This window comes from Tsukamurella sp. TY48 (assembly GCF_019656655.1).
GTDB lineage: Bacteria > Actinomycetota > Actinomycetes > Mycobacteriales > Mycobacteriaceae > Tsukamurella > Tsukamurella strandjordii.
The window spans coordinates 1,174,908-1,194,519 of sequence record NZ_BPMV01000001.1 but is presented as its reverse complement, the minus strand read 5'-3'; the positions used below and the strand labels follow the sequence as shown (position 1 = coordinate 1,194,519).

The 19,612-nt window shown below is 70.3% G+C and carries 19 protein-coding genes; 9 read left to right on the top strand and 10 right to left on the bottom strand.

Annotated elements, in window-relative coordinates:
• Positions 1–41 precede the first annotated feature (41 nt).
• The 3 genes from TTY48_RS05850 to TTY48_RS05840 are packed head-to-tail and all read right to left on the bottom strand — an operon-like array spanning position 42 to position 4,573.
• Complete coding sequence (locus TTY48_RS05850; RefSeq protein WP_220656608.1) at positions 42–1,553, bottom strand: carboxylesterase/lipase family protein; 1,512 nt, start codon at positions 1,551–1,553, stop codon at positions 42–44.
• A gap of 36 nt (positions 1,554–1,589) precedes the next feature.
• Positions 1,590–3,107, bottom strand: coding sequence for a carboxylesterase/lipase family protein (locus TTY48_RS05845; RefSeq protein ID WP_220656607.1), 1,518 nt, complete (start codon positions 3,105–3,107; stop codon positions 1,590–1,592).
• On the bottom strand, positions 3,104–4,573 hold the full coding sequence (locus TTY48_RS05840) for a wax ester/triacylglycerol synthase family O-acyltransferase (protein WP_220656606.1): 1,470 nt from the start codon (positions 4,571–4,573) through the stop codon (positions 3,104–3,106). The genes TTY48_RS05845 and TTY48_RS05840 overlap by 4 nt, the downstream gene beginning before the upstream one ends.
• A gap of 175 nt (positions 4,574–4,748) precedes the next feature.
• Between TTY48_RS05840 and hemL the strand changes: the two genes are divergently transcribed.
• Genes hemL through ccsB form a run of 6 tightly spaced genes read left to right on the top strand, consistent with a single transcriptional unit; the run spans position 4,749 to position 10,720 of the window.
• Positions 4,749–6,071 carry a glutamate-1-semialdehyde 2,1-aminomutase gene (gene hemL, locus TTY48_RS05835; protein ID WP_220656605.1) on the top strand — a complete coding sequence of 441 codons (1,323 nt, stop codon included), beginning with the start codon at positions 4,749–4,751 and terminating at the stop codon, positions 6,069–6,071.
• Positions 6,072–6,079: 8 nt separating this feature from the next.
• On the top strand, positions 6,080–6,727 hold the full coding sequence (locus tag TTY48_RS05830; RefSeq protein WP_220656604.1) for a histidine phosphatase family protein: 648 nt from the start codon (positions 6,080–6,082) through the stop codon (positions 6,725–6,727).
• On the top strand, positions 6,724–7,320 hold the full coding sequence (locus tag TTY48_RS05825; RefSeq protein WP_255585520.1) for a TlpA disulfide reductase family protein: 597 nt from the start codon (positions 6,724–6,726) through the stop codon (positions 7,318–7,320). Before TTY48_RS05830 ends, TTY48_RS05825 begins: the two co-directional genes overlap by 4 nt.
• A complete protein-coding gene (locus TTY48_RS05820) occupies positions 7,320–8,105 on the top strand; it encodes a cytochrome c biogenesis CcdA family protein (RefSeq protein ID WP_220656603.1) in 786 nt (261 codons plus the stop codon). The genes TTY48_RS05825 and TTY48_RS05820 overlap by 1 nt, the downstream gene beginning before the upstream one ends.
• Positions 8,105–9,727, top strand: coding sequence for a cytochrome c biogenesis protein ResB (locus TTY48_RS05815; protein WP_220656602.1), 1,623 nt, complete (start codon positions 8,105–8,107; stop codon positions 9,725–9,727). The genes TTY48_RS05820 and TTY48_RS05815 overlap by 1 nt, the downstream gene beginning before the upstream one ends.
• Complete coding sequence (gene ccsB, locus TTY48_RS05810; protein WP_220656601.1) at positions 9,728–10,720, top strand: c-type cytochrome biogenesis protein CcsB; 993 nt, start codon at positions 9,728–9,730, stop codon at positions 10,718–10,720.
• Between the two features lie 75 nt (positions 10,721–10,795).
• On the opposite strand, the gene TTY48_RS05805 is transcribed toward ccsB, so the two are convergent.
• The gene (locus TTY48_RS05805) at positions 10,796–10,957 is read right to left on the bottom strand and encodes a BldC family transcriptional regulator (RefSeq protein WP_019200932.1); all 162 of its coding nucleotides are present in this window, start codon (positions 10,955–10,957) and stop codon (positions 10,796–10,798) included.
• A gap of 177 nt (positions 10,958–11,134) precedes the next feature.
• Between TTY48_RS05805 and TTY48_RS05800 the strand changes: the two genes are divergently transcribed.
• Together TTY48_RS05800 and TTY48_RS05795 are read left to right on the top strand one after the other, a co-directional pair.
• On the top strand, positions 11,135–11,482 hold the full coding sequence (locus TTY48_RS05800; protein ID WP_255585519.1) for a DUF4229 domain-containing protein: 348 nt from the start codon (positions 11,135–11,137) through the stop codon (positions 11,480–11,482).
• On the top strand, positions 11,479–12,573 hold the full coding sequence (locus tag TTY48_RS05795; protein ID WP_220656599.1) for a PLP-dependent cysteine synthase family protein: 1,095 nt from the start codon (positions 11,479–11,481) through the stop codon (positions 12,571–12,573). The genes TTY48_RS05800 and TTY48_RS05795 overlap by 4 nt, the downstream gene beginning before the upstream one ends.
• 6 nt (positions 12,574–12,579) lie before the next feature.
• Here TTY48_RS05795 and TTY48_RS05790 read toward each other — a convergent pair whose 3' ends face one another.
• Positions 12,580–13,065, bottom strand: coding sequence for a GNAT family N-acetyltransferase (locus tag TTY48_RS05790; RefSeq protein ID WP_220656598.1), 486 nt, complete (start codon positions 13,063–13,065; stop codon positions 12,580–12,582).
• 360 nt (positions 13,066–13,425) lie between these two features.
• On the opposite strand from TTY48_RS05790, the gene TTY48_RS05785 reads away from it, so the two are divergent.
• Positions 13,426–13,980 carry a LysR family transcriptional regulator gene (locus TTY48_RS05785; protein WP_220656597.1) on the top strand — a complete coding sequence of 185 codons (555 nt, stop codon included), beginning with the start codon at positions 13,426–13,428 and terminating at the stop codon, positions 13,978–13,980.
• 54 nt (positions 13,981–14,034) lie between these two features.
• Here TTY48_RS05785 and TTY48_RS05780 read toward each other — a convergent pair whose 3' ends face one another.
• The 5 genes from TTY48_RS05780 to TTY48_RS05760 form a co-directional block, all read right to left on the bottom strand.
• Entirely contained in the window at positions 14,035–14,910 is an 876-nt protein-coding gene (locus tag TTY48_RS05780; RefSeq protein ID WP_220656596.1) for a 1,4-dihydroxy-2-naphthoate polyprenyltransferase, read from the bottom strand.
• Between the two features lie 66 nt (positions 14,911–14,976).
• Positions 14,977–16,797, bottom strand: coding sequence for an acyl-CoA dehydrogenase (locus TTY48_RS05775; protein ID WP_220656595.1), 1,821 nt, complete (start codon positions 16,795–16,797; stop codon positions 14,977–14,979).
• An 84-nt stretch (positions 16,798–16,881) separates the two neighbouring features.
• Positions 16,882–18,027 carry a DUF3089 domain-containing protein gene (locus tag TTY48_RS05770; RefSeq protein WP_220656594.1) on the bottom strand — a complete coding sequence of 382 codons (1,146 nt, stop codon included), beginning with the start codon at positions 18,025–18,027 and terminating at the stop codon, positions 16,882–16,884.
• A 34-nt stretch (positions 18,028–18,061) separates the two neighbouring features.
• The gene (gene menE, locus TTY48_RS05765) at positions 18,062–19,216 is read right to left on the bottom strand and encodes an o-succinylbenzoate--CoA ligase (RefSeq protein WP_220656593.1); all 1,155 of its coding nucleotides are present in this window, start codon (positions 19,214–19,216) and stop codon (positions 18,062–18,064) included.
• Positions 19,213–19,557 carry a DUF3349 domain-containing protein gene (locus tag TTY48_RS05760; protein WP_220656592.1) on the bottom strand — a complete coding sequence of 115 codons (345 nt, stop codon included), beginning with the start codon at positions 19,555–19,557 and terminating at the stop codon, positions 19,213–19,215. Before TTY48_RS05760 ends, menE begins: the two co-directional genes overlap by 4 nt.
• Positions 19,558–19,612: the final 55 nt, after the last annotated feature.

Sequence of the window (19,612 nt, the reverse complement as noted above, 5' to 3'; positions counted from 1 at the left end):
CCGGTAACCGGCCTGGCGAGGTCGTCGTCGGGCGAGACCGGTCACTCCGCGGGATCGAGGCGGTCCTGCGCGGGCACCGTGGTGCCGCGCAGCCCCGAGGCCTCCCAGGCGCGGCGCCGCGCACCGTCGGGGTCGTCCTCGATCCGGGACGTCGGGGCGAAGACCATCGTGCGGCGGGCGGCGGCGTCGTACGCGGGCCAGGCCGCGCCCGGGCGGCCCGATCGCGCGAAACTCAGCCAGTGGTCCTGTACCTGCGTCTCGATCCGGCGGGCGGTGGCTCGATCGCCCACGGCGAGCACTCCGGCCCGGCCGCTGTAGGCGCCGAACACCGCCAGCAGCTCGGTCGCGTGGGTGGCGCCCAGGCGGGCCAAGCGCATCGCGGTGGGCACGTAGTCGTAGCGGTACATGAAGGTGGGCGCGAACCGGCTGTGCGCCTGCGCGATCGGCACCGACGGTGCCCAGAAGATCTGATCGCCGAACAGTCGCCGCCAGGCGGCGCGGCCGGGGAAACCCGCGTAGGCGGCGCCCACGGCCCGCAGTTGTTCGACCGTCGACTCGATGGCCCGCGCCATCGTCTCCTCGTCCGGCTTCGCGAGATCCCCACTGCGCGTGAACATCGTGCCCTCGTCGCGGTTCGTGCCGATGATGAGCGGCACGCGGGCGCCGCGACCCGCCGCGATCGCGGCGAGCGGATCCTCGGGGAGGTAGTCACCGTCGATCACCGGCCCGAAGGGCACCACACCGGGCTGCTGCCGTTCCGACTCACGCACCAGCCGATGTGCGGTGCGCGAGAGGGTGGTCGCATCCGTGCCGAGCCGGGACGGGCCGCCCAGCAGGTCGACGAAGGCGCGGCCCCGCGACCGCGCGAGCTCGCGGTCCACGGTGAGCAGCGGCGCGGAACTCTGCGCGATCGCGCGGTGGAACAGTCCGTGCGCGGCGGGTGTCGCGAGCAGCGTGGTGACGGCGTTGGCGCCCGCGCTCTCGCCGAAGACGGTGACATTGCCGGGGTCGCCGCCGAAGGCCGCGATGGTGCGCTGCACCCACTGCAGTGCCGCCACCTGATCGCGCAGCGCCAGGTTGCCGTCGATCGGCCGCTCGGCGGTGGAGAACTCGGTGAGGTCCAGGCAGCCGAGCGCGGCCAGCCGGTAGTTGATCGACACGAAGACGGTATCGCCGCGTTCGGCGAGTGAATTCCCCAGATACAGAGGAGTTCCCGAGCTTCCCATGAGGTACGCGCCGCCATGGATGAAGACCATCACCGGGCGCGGTGCGGCCGCCGGAGCCGCCGGGGTCACCACGTTCAGCGTCAGGCAGTCCTCGTCCACCGGTTGGAACTCGCGCAGGCCCACCGGCGTCTGCTTCGGATGTTGGATGGCCGCATTGCGGAAGTCGTCGGCCTCGCGCACCCCGGACCACGACGGTGCGGGGCGCGGCGCCCGCCAGCGCAGGGCACCCACCGGCGGCGCCGCGAAGGGGATGCCCCGCCACGACAGCACCCCGCCGCGCAGCACACCGCGAACGGCACCCGACTCGGTCTCCACCACGGTGTTCACGCCGCCGATTATGCCCGCGATCGGCTCGGCCCGGTTCTACGCGTGGAACTTCTCCCACGCCCGCCGCACCTCCGGAGCCGGGTCGTATTCGACCCGGCTGCGGTCGTCGATCACCAGCGTGGCGCGCGAGGTGCCGTTGTACGTGGGCCACTCGCCGGCCGGACGGCCGGTGCGCGCGAAGGTGATCCAGTCCCGCTGCATCCCGTCGGAGACCCGCATCGCCACCCGCCGGTCGCCCAGCGCACCCATCACCCAGCCGGTGATCCCGTGGTACACGCCGAACACCGCCATCAGCTCCGTGGCGTGAGTGGCGCCGTAGCCCAACAGGTCCAGCATCTTCGGGGCGAAGTCGTACCGGTAGAAGTAGGTGGGCTGATGCTTCGAATGGGCCTGGCCGATCCGTACCGACGGTGCCCAGAACATGTAATCGCCGATCATCCGGTTCAGCGCGTTCACGCCCGGGTAGCCGGGATAGGACTTCGCCAGCTCGTCCGCCGTGGCCTGGTCCACGCCGAGCGTGTGCGCCACCCGGTCCGCGGACGGCTTGCCCATCCCCGGCATCTTCGTGAACAGCGTGGCCTCGGTGCGATTGGTGCCGATGATGAGCGGGACCTGCGCGCCCCGTCCGGCCGCGATCGCCGCCTCCGGATCCTCCGGGAGGTAGTCACCGTCGACCGTGGGACCGAAGGGCACCACGCCGAGCTGTTCCTGGTTCAACGCGGCCATCAGCCGATTGCCGGCCCGGCCCAGCTCCTCCGTCGACGCGGAGTCGAGATTCGACGCGCCGCCCAGCAATTCGACGAACTGCTGACCGCGGCCACGGGCGAGGGCCGCGTCCACCGTGAGCCCCGGCGCGGAACTCTGCGCGATCGCCCGGTGGAACAGCCCGTGCGCGGCGGGCGTCGCGAGCAGCGTGGTGACGGCGTTGCCGCCCGCGCTCTCGCCGAAAACGGTCACGTTGTCCGGATCGCCGCCGAACTCGGAGATGTTGCGGCGCACCCATTCCAGCGCGGCCACCTGATCGCGCAGGCCCAGATTCCCGTCGATCGGACGCTCATCGGTGGAGAAGTCGGTGAGGTCCAGGTAGCCCAGCGAGCCCAGCCGGTAGTTGATCGAGACGAAGACCACGTCGCCCCGCGTGACCAGGGAGTTGCCGTAGTACAGCGGCGTCGCCGAACTGCCCATCAGGTACGCGCCGCCGTGGATGAAGACCATCACCGGGCGAGGCGTGGTGGTGGGCCGCGCGGGCGTGACCACGTTGAGAGTCAGGCAGTCCTCGTCGGTCGGCTGGTACTCGCGGAAACCGATCAGCGTGTACTTCTTGTTCTGCGGCGCCGCCGCGGAGAACTCGGTGGCCGCGCGCACGCCGTCCCAGGGCTGCACCGGCTGCGGGGCGCGGTAGCGCAGCGGACCCACCGGCGGCTGCGCGTAGGGGATGCCGCGGTAGGTGTGCACGGCGCCCAGATCGAGGCCGCGCAGGGCGCCCGCGTCGATGCGGACCTGCGGGCCGTCGGCCTCGGCGCGGGTGGGATCGTCGGTGGCGGCGCTGGTCATGCGGAGTCTCCGTCGGTCGGGGACGCGGAACCGCCGGCGGCCGCCACGAGCGCCGCGATGTCCTCCTCGAAGGCGCGCACGATCGGCCACGGGTCGGGCACCTGCTTCTTGCAGGCGATCACGCCCACGTTCAGTGTGCCCTCCTGCGAGAAGACGGTGATGTTCAGGCCCGCCCCGTGGAAGACGGGGCCCAGCGGGTACATCGCCTGGATCCGCGCACCCAGGAAGTACAGCGGGAAATCGGGGCCCGGCACATTGGAGATCACCAGGTTGTAGATCGCCGGGTGCAGATCGGGCAGGTTGTTCTCGCCGTACAGCTTCGCGCCCACCCGCATGATCGTCGGCGGGGCGAACTGGGCCCACGAACGCAGCAGGTTGTCGTCGAGTTCGCCGTGATGCTCCTTCGACGTGGCCACCCGGTCGCGGATCGCCTGCAGCCGCCCGACCGGATCGTCGACATCGGTGGTGAGCCGGGTGAACATGCCCGTCACCTTGTTGGTGCCCTCGGTGAGGGTGGCGCCGATCTCCGCCTCGTGCACGGACACCGGGATCATCGCCACCAGCGGCTGCTCCGGCAGCTCGCCCCGGTCGTGCAGGAACCGCCGCAGGGCGCCCGAACAGGCCGAGAGCACCACGTCGTTGACCTTGGTGCCGAAGTGCTCCTTGATCCGCTTCACATCGTCGAGCGGGACCTGGGTGAAGGCGATCGACCGGTGCCCGGTGATCGCGCTGTTGAGCGAGGTGCGGGGCGCGCTGAACGGCGCCGGCATCGCCTCGCCGCGGCGGGCCCGGGTGAACCACTTCACCGGCACCGGCAGCGTGCGGGGGAGCAGCGAGACCAGCGACAGCGGCCGCATCAGCACGTTCTTCGCGCCGGAGGCGGCGAGTTCGAGCAGCGGGGCGCCGCCGGTGGAGCGGCCCACCATCTCCGGGTCCAGCGGGGGCGGCTCGGGGGTCAGCGAGCACAGCTGCGCCATCAGGCCCGCGCCCGTGACCCCGTCGACGCCCGCATGGTGCATGCGCAACATGATGGCGATCCGGCCGCCGGACGCCGGGAGCGGAGCGAGCGGGTCCGATTCAGTGCCGGCCAGGCCCTCCATCACCCACATCTCCCACAGCGGCTTGCTGCGGTCCAGGGGGAGGCCGGCGATGTGCGCACACAGCTCCGCCAGTTCCTCGCGGCCACCCGGCGCCGGCACGGCCACGCGGTGCACGTGCGCCTCGATGTCGAAGTTCTCGTCCTCGATCCACACCGGGTGATCGACGTTCATCATCGAATCGTGCAGCCGCCGACGGAAGGCGGGCATCGCGGTGATCCGCCGGGCCAGCTCCGAACGCAGGTCCTCGAACCGGTACCCGCCGTCCACCGTGCTCGGGTCGAGCTCGAGGATCCCCGAGACGTGCATGAGCTGTGACCTGGACTCCAGGTACAGGAAGGACGCGTCCAACCCGCTCAGGCGCTCCATCGAGACTCCCCTCACTCGCAGGTTCCCCCGATGGAACCTGTTCCAGCATAGTGGCGGCTCCGGCGGTGCCGAACCGATTGCGGTTCCCCGTCCGGATGGCGCAGGTCGGTCGCAATCGGGCGTTCTCCTACACCCTGTAGTTGACGACTTGCTTCGGTTTGGGACACTGGAGGTCGTGAGTTCTCCCCATACCCCCGAAGCGGTCCCGGCCAGCGCCGCGCTCTTCGCGCGCGCCGCACGTTCGATCCCCGGGGGCGTGAACTCTCCGGTCCGCGCGTTCTCCGCGGTCGGCGGCACCCCGCGGTTCATCGCCTCCGCGTCCGGATCGACCCTCGTCGACGCCGACGGCAACCGCTACGTGGACCTCGTCGCCAGCTGGGGACCGATGATCCTGGGCCACGCCCACCCCGCCGTCGTCGAGGCCGTGCAGCGCGCGGCCACGTCCGGCCTGAGCTTCGGCGCCCCCACCGAGGCCGAGGTCGCGCTGGCCGAGGAGCTCATCGCCCGGGTGGCCCCCGTCGAGCGCGTGCGCCTGGTGAACTCCGGCACCGAGGCCACCATGAGCGCGGTGCGCCTGGCCCGCGGCGTCACCGGCCGCAGCAAGATCATCAAGTTCTCCGGCTGCTACCACGGCCACGTGGACGCCCTGCTCGCCGACGCCGGCTCCGGCGTCGCCACGCTGGGACTGCCGACGAGCCCCGGCGTGACCGGCGCGCAGGCCGCCGACACCCTGGTGCTGCCCTACAACGACCTCGACGCCGTGCGCGAGGCCTTCGCGAAGTACCCCGGCGAGATCGCCGCCGTGATCACCGAGGCCGCCGCCGGCAACATGGGCGCCGTGCCGCCGGTGCCCGGCTTCAACATCGGCCTGCGCGAGATCACCCGCGCCGACGGTGCGCTGCTCATCCTCGACGAGGTCATGACGGGCTTCCGCGTGAGCCGCGCGGGCTGGTACGGCCTCGACCCCGTGGACGCCGACCTGTTCACCTTCGGCAAGGTCATGTCCGGCGGTCTGCCCGCCGCGGCCTTCGGCGGCAGCGAGCACGTGATGAACCACCTCGCGCCGCTCGGCCCCGTCTACCAGGCCGGAACCCTCTCCGGGAACCCCGTCGCCGTGGCCGCCGGACTCGCCACCCTCCGTCACGCCACCGACGACGTGTACGCCACGCTCGACGCCAACTCGCAGCGCCTGGGCGGCCTGCTCGGCGACGCGCTCACCGCCGAGGGCGTGCGCCACCACGTGCAGTACGCGGGCAACCTGGTCTCGGTGTTCTTCGCCGACGGCCCCGTCACGAACTACGACCAGGCCAAGGCCGCGGAGACCTTCCGCTTCGCGCCCTTCTTCCACTCCCTGCTGGCGCAGGGCGTGTACCCGCCGCCCAGCGCCTTCGAGGCCTGGTTCGTCTCCGCGGCCCTGACCGACACCGATTTCGAGACCATCGCGGCGGCCCTGCCCGCCGCCGCCCGCGCGGCCGCCGCCGCCCAGCCGCAGAGGTAGAGGCCCCCATGACTGCGCAGCCCCAGACGAACCAGACGATCGTGCACGTGATGCGGCACGGCGAGGTGTACAACCCGGAGGGCATCCTCTACGGCCGCCTCCCCGGCTTCCACCTCTCCGAACGCGGCCGCGAGCAGGCCCAGACCGTGGCCGACGCCCTCGCCGACCACGACATCACGCAGGTCTTCGCCTCCCCGCTGCAGCGCGCGCAGGAGACCGCCACCCCGATCGCCGAGAGCCACGGCCTCACGATCATCACCGACGACGAGCTGATCGAGGCCGGGAACCAGTTCGAGGGCCTCAAGGTGTCCGTCGGCGACGGTGCCCTGCGCCAGCCCAAGCACTGGGCCAAGCTGCGCGACCCGTTCACCCCGTCGTGGGGCGAGCCCTACCTGCAGATCGCGCACCGCATGCTGGGCGTGGTCGACATCGCCCGTGAACGCGCCGAGGGCCACGAGGCCGTGATCGTGAGCCACCAGCTGCCCGTGGTCACGCTGCGCCGCTACCTCGAGGGCAAGCGGCTGTGGCACGACCCGCGCAAGCGGCAGTGCTCGCTCGCCTCGCTCACCAGCCTGATCTACGAGGGCGAGGCGCTGGTCGACCTCGTCTACTCCGAGCCGGCCGGCGCGTCCGACCCGAAGGTGACCGGAGCGTGACGCCCGGCCGCCGAGCGGGCCGGCGGGTAGCGGCCGCCCTGCTGGTGGGGATGCTCGCGCTGTCCGGGTGCACGCAGTACAGCGACCGGTCCGCCGAGGGCGGCGTGATCGCGCCCGGCGGCAAGCTCGAACAGTTCTACGAGCCCGCCAAGCGCAGCACCGTCGGCGATCTGTCCGGCCGCAGCGTGACCGATCCGAACACCACACTGTCGCTCAAGGACTACGAGGGCAAGGTCGTGGTCATCAACGTGTGGGGATCGTGGTGTGCGCCCTGCCGGATCGAGGCGCCCGAGCTGGAGAAGGTGTACGTGGCCTCCAAGCCGCGCGGCGTGGAGTTCCTCGGCATCAACGTGCGCGAGACCGCCGGCGACGACGCGGCCCGCGATTTCATCGACTCGTTCAAGCTCACCTATCCCTCGATCTACGATCCGCCGGGCAAGACGCTGCTCGCGATCGGCGAGCAGTACCCCACCACCGTGGTGCCGATGACCTTCGTCCTCGACAAGCAGCACAGGGTGGCCGCGGTGTACCTCACCACCGTCGGTGAGAAGGAACTCACCGGCACCCTCGACAAAGTCCTCGGGGAGCAGTGATGGGGCAGGCCTTCGCGGACGCGGCCGTCTCCGGCCCGCTGCTCATCGCGCTCGCGGCGTGCGCGCTGGCCGGGCTGGTCTCCTTCGCGTCCCCGTGCATCGTGCCGCTGGTGCCCGGCTACCTGTCCTATCTCGCCGGGCTGGTCGGCGCCGAGGCGCCCGCCGCCACCATTGACGAGGCGAAGGCGGGTGCCCGCGCCGGACGGTGGCGGGTGATGGGCGCCGCGATGCTGTTCGTGGGCGGATTCACCGCCGTCTTCCTGTTGATGACGATGTCGGTGTTCGGGCTCGCCACGTCGATCCGGCTCAACGCCGACGTGCTGATGCGGATCGGCGGCGTGGTCACGATCATCATGGGCCTCGCCTTCATCGGCCTGGTCCCGATGCTCGAACGCGATGTGCGGTTCGCGCCGAAGCAGTGGACCACCCTCGCGGGCGCGCCGCTGCTCGGCGGCGTCTTCGCGCTCGGCTGGACCCCGTGCATCGGCCCCACGCTCGCCGGTGTGATGTCGGTGGTGGTGGGCACCGACGCCGAGCCCCTGCGCGGCGCCGTGCTGATCATCGCCTACTGCGCCGGGCTCGGCCTGCCCTTCGTGATCCTCGCCCTCGGGTCCACGGTGGCCGTGCGCGCCGTCGGCTGGCTGCGCCGTAACTCCCGGCGGATCCAGGTCTTCGGCGGCGTGCTCATGATCGCGGTGGGCGTCCTGCTCGTCACGGGCTACTGGGCCGACCTCGTCGACCTGGTACGCCGCCTGTTCGTCTCCAACACGGTGATGCCGATCTGATGACCACACCCACGAAGCAATCCCTGCCCGGACGGATCGTCGCGACGGTCCGCAACACCTGGCGCTCGCTCACGTCGATGAAGACGGCGCTCGTGCTGCTGTTCCTGCTGGCGCTCGCCGCGATCCCCGGCGCGCTGCTGCCGCAGCGCGACATCAGCCAGTTCAACACCAACGAGTACATCAAGCGGCACGGCTCGCTGGGCCAGCTGATGGACAAGCTGCAGCTGTTCGACGTCTTCAAATCGGTGTGGTTCACGTCGATCTACGTGCTGCTGTTCGTGTCCCTCGTCGGGTGCATCCTGCCCCGCATCCTGGAGCACTTCCGGGCCCTGCGCACCGCGCCGGTGGCCACGCCGCGCAACCTCGGACGGCTGCCGCGGCACACCGTCCGCGAGACCGATCAGGATCCGGAGCAGGCCGCGCAGACGGTGCTCACGAACCTCCGCGGGTGGCGCAAGATCAGCCGCCCCGGCGGGGCGAGCGATCCCGACGGCACCGTGACCGTGTCCGCCGAGAAGGGCTACCTCCGCGAGGCCGGCAACCTGGTCTTCCACGCCAGCCTGCTGGGCGTGCTGCTGGCCATCGCCATCGGACACCAGTTCGGCTACGAGGGCTCGCGCATCGTGATCCAGGGCGACGGCGGTTTCTGCAACAGCCCGTCGAACTACGACACCTTCCGCGCCGGGCCCCTCGTGGACGGCACCGGCCTGACCCCGTTCTGCCTGCAGGCCGATCAGGTCGAGGCCACCTTCCTGCCGAACGCGCAGCCCGACATGTTCCGCACCAAGGCCTCGTACCTCGATAAGGCGAGCATCGACACCAACGCCTGGAAGCAGTACGAGATCGAGGTGAACAAGCCGCTGCGGATGGACGGTGTGCGGGTCTACATGACCGGCCACGGCTACGCCGGCACCTTCACCGTGACCTACCCGAACGGCCAGACCCGCACGCAGACCATGCAGTTCGCGCCGCAGGACAAGATCTACTTCCTCTCGTCCGGCGCGCTGCGGTTCGATCCGCCCGGTGGGATGTACGGCACCGAGGACGAGCGCCGCACCAAGCAGATCGGGATCGAGGGCCTGCTGGCGCCCACCAAGCAGCTCGACGGGACGCTGCTCACCTCGCGGTTCCCCGCCGCGAACGATCCGGCCGTGGCCATCGACATCTACCAGGGTGACACCGGTCTCGATACCGGTAAGCCGCAGAACATCTTCTCGCTCAGCCGCGATCAGATCGACTCGGGTCGCCTGGTGAAGAAGGCGCGCGTGAACCTGGACGCGGGCCAATCGACCACGCTGGAGGACGGCACGCAGGTGCGGTTCGACGGGGTGAAGAACTTCGCGGCCCTGCAGGTGAGCCGCGATCCGGCGCAGATGTGGATCCTGTTCTTCGCGATCGGGATGCTCGGCGGGCTGATCGTCTCGCTCACGGTGAAGCGGCGGCGGGTGTTCGCCCGGCTGACCCCGCGCGACGGCGGCGGTACCGTGGTGGAGATCGCCGGGCTCGCCCGCACCGATCTGGCCGGGTGGAATGAGGACTTCGATGCCCTGGCCGACCGGGTCGTGGGCAGCACGGCGAGGCCGGTCCCCGCGCGGGAGCCGGACGTGGAAAGGGCGAAGTAAATGGGACCCGTTATCGACGAGACCATGGCCGGATACTCCGACGTCATGTTCACCAGCGCCGCCGCGATCTACGCGTTCGCGATGGTGCTGCTGGTGATCGAGCTGGCGACCTCACGGGTGGACAGCAGCGCCGCGCGTGATCGCAGCCGGGAACTGGTGGCCGCGGGCGGCGCACCGATCGCCACCGCCTCGACCCCGGGCGTGGTGGTCGACGACGGTGCGCGGCGCAGCAAGTCCGAGCGGTTCGGCCGGATGGGCTACGCGGTGGCCGCGGTGGGGCTCGTGCTGCAGCTGGCGTCGATCGTCACGCGCGGTATGGCCACGGGCCGCTTGCCCTGGGGCAACATGTACGAGTTCGTCTCGATCACGTGCGCCGGTGCGGTCCTGGTGGGCCTGGTGATGCTGCGGAGCAAGGAGACCCGGCCGATCCTGGTGTTCGTCCTGTTCCCCGTGCTCATCCTGATGTTCGTGGCCGAGGGCGCGCTGTACACGGACGCCGGGCCCGTGGTGCCCGCCCTGAAGTCGTACTGGCTCGCGATCCACGTCACGATCGTCTCGATCGGCTCCGGGATCTTCCTCGTGTCCGGCGTGGCGAGCCTGCTGTATCTGATGCGCCGCCGGTACGAGCGGCCCGACGGTTCGCTGGACGCCCCGGACAACGCCTACGGCCGGCTGCTAGCTGCGCTGCCGTCCTCGCAGGTGCTCGACCGCGTGGCCTACGGCACCGTGATCGTGGCCTTCCCGCTGTTCAGTGCCGGCGTGATCTGCGGCGCCATCTGGGCCGAGGCGGCCTGGGGCCGGGCCTGGGGCTGGGACCCCAAGGAGACCGTCTCGTTCGTCTCCTGGGTGGTGTACGCCGCGTATCTGCACGCCCGCGCGACGTCGGTGTGGCGCAAGGCTGCGCCGTACATCAACATCTTCGGTTTCATCACCATGATGTTCAACCTGTTCTTCATCAACTACGTCGTCTCGGGCCTGCACTCGTACGCCTGACGCCGCCCGGCCGAGAAACCGGAAAGGGCGCCGCCTCCCCGTGGGGGAGCGGCGCCCTTTTCCGTAGCTGTACGACTACTGGGTTGTGTTTTGATTCAGAAGAGCAAAGACCTCGGAGGCGCGGAAGCGACGGTGCCCGCCGGGGGTTCGGACGGAGCCGAGCAGGCCCGCGCCGGCCCATCGGGTGACCGTTTTGGGGTTCACGTTGAACAGCGCGGCCACCTGGCCAGGCGTCATGAGTCGTTCGGCCTGACGCGGCGCAGCAGCACGGGGATCGCCGGGGCGCTGGACGGTGTTCGGGTGTGCGATGGTCATGGTGCCCAGTATGCAGCGATTTGCCCGAGTACTCGAACCTCTATGCAAGTGTCAAGAATTGGTAAAGTCGTATTTCGGACCTGGCGTATCCTGAGGGACGTGACTGACACCCCTGACGCCGCCGGCGCACCGTCGAAGGCGACGACCGACGCCGATGTGCGCAACGCCAAGCGCGCCCTCGCCCGCGACATGGTTCTGTACACGCTGTTCCGGCTCGGCCTGGTGGCGGTGATCGCGGCGGTCTTCTACGGGATCGGCACCCTGGTCACCGACGAGGTGCCTCTGATCCCGGTGTTCCTGTTCGCGCTCGTGGTGGCGATGCCGCTGTCGATGGTGGTGGGCAAGGGCCTGCGCAACCGTGTGGCGCAGAGCGCCGCGGTGATCGACGACCGGCGCCGCGAGCGGCGCGACGACTTCCGGCGGCGACTGCAGGGCGTCGACGAGTGAGCACCGCGGTCTGCGACCGGAGTGAGGACCGCACCTGGGTGCACAACGCGATCCGGCTGATCGAGGCCGATGCGCGGCGCAGCGCCGATACCCATCTGCTCCGATTCCCGTTGGGGGAGTGGGCGCGTGGCGTGCAGCTGTACCTCAAGGACGAGACCACGCACATCACCGGGAGCCTCAAGCACCGGCTGGCGCGGTCGCTGTTCCTGTACGCGCTGTGCAACGGCTGCCTGCGCGAGGGCACCACGGTGATCGAGGCCTCGTCGGGATCGACGGCCGTCTCCGAGGCCTACTTCGCCAAGCTGCTCGGGTTGCCCTTCGTGGCGGTGATGACGCGGTCCACGAGCGCGGCGAAGGTGGCGCTGATCGAGCGCGAGGGCGGCACCTGCCATTTCGTGGATCGTGCCGATCAGGTGTACCTGGAGGCCGCCCGGCTCGCCACGGAGACCGGCGGGCACTACTTGGACCAGTTCACGCACGCGGAGGCCGCCACCGATTGGCGCGGCAACAACAACATCGCCGAGTCGATCTTCTCCCAGTTGGCACTGGAGGATCACCCCGAGCCCGCGTGGATCGTGGTGGGCGCGGGCACCGGCGGCACCTCGGCCACGATCGGCCGCTACATCCGGTACCGCCGGCACGCGACGCGGCTGTGCGTGGTGGACCCGGAGAACTCCAGCTTCTTCCCGGCCTACGACAGCGGTGATTTCTCGGTGGAGACGGGGAAGTCCTCGCGCATCGAGGGCATCGGCCGCCCGCGGGTGGAGCCCTCGTTCATCCCGGCGATCGTGGACCGCATGGTGGCGGTGCCGGACGCCGGTTCGATCGCCGCCGCGCGCGTGGGGTCCGCGATGCTGGGCCGGCACCTCGGCGGGTCGACGGGCACGAATCTGTGGGGTGCGTTCGGTGTGATCGCCGAGATGGTGGCCGCGGGCGTTTCCGGCAGCGTGGTCACCTTGCTGGCCGACGACGGCGACCGCTACCTGGACACCTACTTCGACGATGCGTGGGTCGCGTCGAGCGGTTTCGATCTGATCCCGCCCACTCTCACCATCGAGCGCTTCCTCGCGGACGGCACCTGGCGCGAGTAGCGTCCGTCAGTGCCCGGCGAGGGGCTTGGCGTACCAGCGGTCCGAGTACGGCGAATCGGAGAACGCCGGGACGCGTTGGTAGCCGCTGCGCTCGTAGAGGCGGCATGCCTCGACGAGGTCGGACCGGGTGTCGAGGCGGGCGATCGTGCGACCCCGTACGGCGGCGACGCTCTCCAGGTGATCGACGATCGCAGTGCCGAGGCCGCGCCCGCGGGCACTCGGCTCCGTGTAGATCTTCGTGAGCTCGGCGGTCTCAGCGTCGAAGAACCGGATTCCGCCGATTCCCAACGCCACCCCGTCCAGCTCGATCACCGCGAGGTATCCACCCGGACCGGTGAGATCATCGGCCGGTTCGTCCGCGAGGGCCTGCGCGATCTCCTCGCGCGTGGCGGGGCGGGAGTACCAGCGCGAGGCGACGTCGGTCATGTAGGCGTGCAACTGCGCGGCGGCATCGGGATGCTCGGGCCGCCGCGTCACGATGACGGTGTCCACCCGCAGATTCTCGCAGTGCCAATCGGATCCGAGCACGGATGGTGTGGATTCCTGCCCACTTGGAGCAGGGGTGATGGTGCTGTTCAGAGGTCATGCGTGGCGCGCATGGCTGAGATGTCGCAGGTCAGAAGCTGTTTCGAGCATTGATGTCATGCGTGGGACGCATGGGCGGTATCGAGCGAGCAGTGATGCTCGTCGGGTGGGCTCACGCCACCCATGCGTCGCACGCATGGGTATAGGGCTAAAAATGGCCGCTGAGCTGGTGTTTTACTTCCATGCGTCGGGCGCATGACCTGTGGGTGGAACAGGTCCTTGGAGGAGCGATCGAAACTCGTCGGTGGGCGGCGGTACCGTCTCGCCATGTCCGATATCGAACGTTTGCGGGTGGTGGCGACGGTGGCAGGCACCCACAGCATCATCGAGGCCGCGCGGGTGCACGGCATCGCCCAATCGACGGTGTCCCGGTCGGTGGCGGCGGCGGAGCGGCTCGTGGGCTTTCCCCTGTTCCGGCGGGACGCGGTCGGCGTGCAGCTCGCCGCGGGCGCGCGCCCGGCGATCGTTCTCATCGAACGGATCGTCGCGGAGTTCGATGCGCTGCGCGGTATGAACGAGACGCGGGCGGCGGCGATCAGGATCGCGCACCGGGAGGAGATCACGCTACCGGGCGTGCTCGACTCCGCGGTCGTGCGATGGAACAGGGAGAGCAGCATTCTCGCTCTCCCGGTGGTGCACACCGATCCGATCGCGGCGCTCCGTGCCGGCGATGCGGAGTTCGCCGCGGTGTGGAACTCGGCCGGACTGGTCCAGGGCGTTGCCACCGACGTCCTCACGCTCACGCGCGCAGGGAGGCTCGAGCTCCTCAGCCCGATGGACCCCTCGCCGGAGGGACGCGCATTCCTGCGGTTCGTGCGATGACCGGCTCCGCGAGCCGGGCCTAGCGGTTCCGGGCGCCGGATCTAAGCGCCGGATCTAAGCGCCGAGGAACAGCCCCACCGCATCGCCGATCGACCACACCAGCATCGCCAGGCCGGTCTGCGCGAGGGCGGGGATCAGGGCGGGACCCTGGCCGCCGCGCAGCACCGGCAGCGCTGCGCGCACGGCGAGGGGGAGCGAGAGCAGGCTGAGCAGCGCCCACGGGGTGGCGACGGCGGCGATCGCGAGCCCCAGCGCCGTGGGCACCGCGACCAGGATCCCGAACAGCACACGGGTCTTCGAGTCGCCGAGACGCACGGCGAGCGTGATCTTGCCCGATTCGGTGTCGGTGGGGATATCGCGCAGGTTGTTCGCGACCAGCACGGCGGAGCTGTACGAGCCGATCGCGCATGCCGACAGCACGCCGGTCACGTCGATCCTGCCGGCCTGCACGAACTCGGTGCCGAGCACCGCGACCAGGCCGAAGAAGACGAACACGGCGACCTCGCCGAACCCCTGGTAGCCGTAGGGATTCTTACCGCCGGTGTAGAACCAGGCGCCGGCCACGCAGGCCAGGCCCACCAGAATGAGCCACCACGCCGAGGTGAGGCTGAGGATCAGGCCCGCCACTCCCGCGACGCCGAAGCACGCGAACGCGGCCCGCTTCACCGCCTCTGGCGAGGCCAGCCCCGAACCGACCAGCCGCAGCGGGCCCACCCGGTCATCGTCGGTCCCGCGGATGCCGTCGGAGTAGTCGTTGGCGAAGTTCACGCCCAGGATCAGCGACAACGAGACCACCAGCGCCAGCAGCGCCTTCCACCAGACGGCCTCGCCGAGGTACCCCGCCGCTCCCGTGCCCGCGATCACCGGGGCGATCGCGTTGGGGAGCGTGCGGGGTCGTGCGCCTTCGAGCCACTGCGCCGGGGTTGCCATGCTTGCAACCCTATAGCGGGGCGGTGCCCCGTCGGCCTCGGGGCGGGGCCGGTCCGAGGACCCCGGTCAGAGGACCTCGGTGTCCAAGTCCAGCGTGGTGCGGTCCAGCTTCGCGAGCAGGTCGAACTCGGTGAGCGCCTTGGGCAGCTCATACGCGAAGAAGTACTGCGCCGCGGTCCGCTTGCCACGGTAGAAGGCATCGTCCTTCGCGGTGCCGTCCTCGTCGATCGTGGCCAGCGCCTGGTCCAGCCACAGCCACGCCACCACAACGTGGCCGAGCCCGTCGAGATAGGACGTGGCGTTCGCCAGCGACAGCGCGGGATCGCCGGCGCCGCCCACGGTCATCGTGACCTCCAGTGCCCGGCCCGACGCGGCCCGCAGCTGCGTGGCGAGATCGGCCAGCTCCGGCACCGCGGCGGCGCGGGCGGCGGTGGCCTCGATCCGGCCCAGCAGCGCGCCGAAGGAGGCGCCGCCGTGCTGCGCGACCTTGCGGCCGAGCAGGTCGAGGCCGTGAATCGCCTTGGCGCCCTCATGGATCGCGTTGAGCCGGTTGTCCCGGTACAGCTGCTCCACGTTGTAATCGCGGGTGTAGCCGTAGCCGCCGTGGATCTGGATGGCGTACTCGTTGGCCTTGAGGCCGAACTCCGACGGCCAGCTCTTGATGATGGGCGTGAGGAAGTCCAGGAGTCGTTCGGCGGCCTCGCGGCTGGCATCGTCGGGGGCGGTGTTGGCCTCGTCGATCAGGCGCGCGGCGTACAGCGTGAGGGCGAGCCCGCCCTCGGCGAAGCTCTTCTGCGCCAGCAGCATCCGCCGCACGTCGGGGTGATCGATGATCGGCACCTGCGGACCGTCGAAGGCGGTCACGGGACGCCCCTGCACGCGCGACTTGGCATACTCGAGCGACTGCAGGTACGCGGTGTACGCGATCGAGGAAGCGGTGTAGCCCACCGCGATCCGCGCCTCGTTCATCATCTGGAACATCTGGATCAGGCCGCGGTTCTCCGCGCCCACCAGGTAGCCGGTGGCGCCGCCGCCCGGCTGCGGATGGGTGCCGTCACCGAAGGCGAGCAGGCAGTTGGTGGTTCCCTTGTTGCCCATCTTGTGGTTCAGGCCCACCAGGGTCACGTCGTTGCGCTCGCCCACGGAACCGTCGTCGTTCACCAGGTACTTGGGCACGATGAACAGGGAGATGCCCTTCACCCCGTCGGGCGAGCCCGGGACCTTGGCCAGCACGAGATGCACGATGTTCTCGGTCATCTCGTGATCGCCGCCGGTGATCCACATCTTGGTGCCGGTGATGCCGTAGGTGCCGTCCTCGCGGCGCTCGGCGCGCGCGGTGATATCGGCGAGAGCCGAACCGGCCTCGGGCTCGGACAGGCACATGGTGCCGGTGAACCGGCCCTCCATCATCGGCTCCACGTACAGCCGCTTCTGCTCATCGGTGCCGAACGAGCGGATCACGTTCGCATTGCCCATGGTGAGGCCGGTGTACACGGCGGTGGGCAGGTTGGCGGCGTTGAGCCAGGCGAAGGTGGCCTTCGCGACCACCGAGGGCAGGCCGATGCCGCCCTCCTCGGCGGGGATCTCGCCGGTCAGCAGGCCCGAGTCGAAGATGGCCTTGATGCCCTCGGCGGTCTCGGGCAGCGTCACGACCTTGCCGTCGGGTCCCACGGTGGGCTCGTGGGCGTCGGCCTCGCGGTAGTGGTTGGAGAGCTTCTTCACGGAGACCTCGGCGGCGAGGTCCAGGGCGGCGTCGAAGGTCTCGCGGGAGTGCTCCGCGTACCGCTCGTGCTTGGTGAGTTCTTCGGCGCCGAGCCACTCGTAGACCAGGAAGTCGATGTCACGGGGGTTGAGCAGCGGGGTCTGCGCTGCGATGTTCTGCTTCAACTCGGGGCTCCTGTGGGTGAGTGGACGCCAGCAATTCTACACATTTGTAGATTCCTGTTCCGCCCAGCCGGAGCGCGTGATCTGCTACCGCCGGAGCCAGGCCTGCGACTGCTGCTTCGCGAGCGACACCAGCCGGTCGAGCCCGAAGTTCATGTCGAGCAGGTGGGTGCCGAACAACGGCAGCTCGTTGATCGACTGCGGCACCGTCATGGTGATCCGATACATGCTGTGCCGGTTCACGTATTCGCACGCGCCGGTCCCGCGGCCGCGGCTCACCGTCCAGGTGCTCGCCGAGGTGGGTGTGCCGTCGGGGAAGGTGGTGTAGCCCATGAGGGCCGAGATGATCCCGAAGGCGTAGGGCTCGCTGGGGACCGTGACCCCCACGGGCCCCGTCTCCCCGGACAGTGGCCCGGGGTCGGTGCACGCCACCCGGTACCCCGGACCGCGCGGCAGGTCCATGGTCTGCGAGAGCAGATCGATGTCGGTGTTGCCGAACAGTGAGATCACCGGTGGCACCAGGTCCGTGGAATAGCCCACCACGCAGCCGAACTGGCCGCGGCGCGTGCACAGGGGCAGGTTCTGGAAGTCGCCGCCGGTGGTCGATCCCTCGGCGGTGGTCACGTTCCCGCCGATCAGGAATGCGCCCACCACGCGATCCCGCACGGCGGGCGTGCGATCGACCTCCTCGCGCAACAGTTTGCGCAGCATCATCGTGCCCTGTGAGTGCCCGAGGAAGACCACGCCGCGGCCCTTGTTGTCGCGCGCCAGGTACTCGCGCCAGGCATCGCGCACCGCGGTGTACGCGGTCTGCACGGGCTGCTTGAGCTGCAGCAGCATGGCGGGCGAGAGGCCCGTGATCGTCATCTGCGGATAGATCGGGGCGAACACGCGGCACATGCTCGAGAAGCGCGCCGCCTGGAAGCGCGCGATCGAGTCGACCTCGGGCATGCGCACCGGATTCGCGTTGGGGGCCACCTGATTCGTGACCGTGGGATACACGTAGAAGCAGTCCACCTGCTGGTCCGCGGCGCTCGGCTTCGGCGGCGCGGTCACCCTGCCGGTGCCGAGGTCGGTGGTGTCCGTGGGGAGGGTGCACGGGTTCGCGGTGCCCGGGCGGCACATCCACACGGTCGACGGTGCGCCCTCCGCGACTCCGGCGGCGAGGCTCGTCGCCAGCGCGCAGGTGAGTAGTGCCGCCGCGATTCGCCGTCCGATGCGTGTGAGGGACATGGGTTGATCGTATTCCGGCAGTATCCCGATTCTCTCAGTCTTCGGAGAATCGCGCCGCGAGCGCCCGGCGGTCGACCTTCCCCGGCCCGCGCCGGGGGAGCTCGTCCACGAGGTACACGGCCCGCGGAGCCGCCGTGCGGTCCAGCTCGGCCTCGACCGCCGCGCGCAGCAGTTCGACGGTAAGCGTCGCGCCGGGCGCCCCGGGTGCGGCGACCACGGCCGCGGCCACGCGCTGGCCCAGCCGCGGATCGGGTTGCGCGAAGACGGCGACCTCGGCCACGCCCGGCACCCGGGCGAGGACCGCCTCGACCACCTGGGGGAGCACCGTCAGGCCGCCGGTCGAGATGGCCTCGTCGAGCCGTCCGGTCACGGAAAGCACACCGTCGGAAAGGGTTCCGACGTCATCGGTGCGGAACCAGCCCGGCTCGGCGAACGCGGGGTGCTCGGGTGCGTTGCGGTAGCCGAGGGCCACCGTGGGGCCGCCGAGGACGATGCGTCCCTCGGGGCCGTCGAGCCGCACCCGCACGCCGGGGAGGGGCGCACCGTCGTACACGCAGCCGCCGGCGGTCTCGCTCATCCCGTACGTGCGCACCATCCGCACGCCCGCGGCAAGGGCGGCCTCCCGCACCGGCGGCGGGCAGGCGGCGCCGCCGATCAGGACGCCGTCGAACCGGGCCAGGGCCTGCGTCGCGGCGGGGTCGGCGAGGGTCTTGACCAGCTGTGTGGGAACCAGCGAGACGTACCGGCGGGGCGCGGTCATCGCCGCGTATCCACCGGCGAGATCCGACGGTGCGAAGCCCTGGGACACATCGAGTCCCACCGGCGTCCAGCCGGCGGCGAGCGAGCGGAGCATCACCTGGACCCCGGCCACGTGGTGCGGCGGCATCGCCAGCAACCACTGTCCGGGCCCGCCGAGCCGCTCGGCGGTGCCGGCGGCGCTGGCGGCCAGGTTCTCGCGGGTCAGCATGGCGCCCTTGGGGGTTCCCGTGCTGCCCGATGTGGCCACCACCAGCGCGGCGCGCTCGTCGATGGCGCCGCCCGCGTCGAGCGCCGTGGTCAGCCGTTCGGCCTCGCGCGGATCGCGTGCGGGCACGGGCAGCCATGCCGGGGCGGTGCCGTCGAGGAGGGCCGTCAGGTGCGGCACCGCGGATTCGACGGTGTCGATGGGCAGGGCCCGGAGGCGGTTCACTCCTGGGGCGGCGCGTCGGTCCGCAGCGGATCGTCGTCGAAGGGCCAGCCCTTGCGCTCTAGGCGCTCGCGCACGCGCGCGATGTCCTTCTCCAGCGGCAGCTCGTGGGTGTGCCCGCTGATCGCGACGCCGGCGTCGATCCGGGTGATGGGTTCGACGCCCTCGGGGGTCAACTGCACCTCGTCGATGAGCTCGCGGGTGACCTCCTTGACCTCCTCCTTGGTGAGCTGTCGATCGAGCAGCGCGAGCAGGGGCTGATAGTCGGTGCTGGGCACCCCGTCGGGGTAACCGGCGCGCAGCCAATCGACGATCTTCGCGATGAAGCCCTGACCGGAACTCATCTGCGGATCACCTCCGAAGTCGTACGGCACCATCGGGCGGCCCGGTACGGAAAGG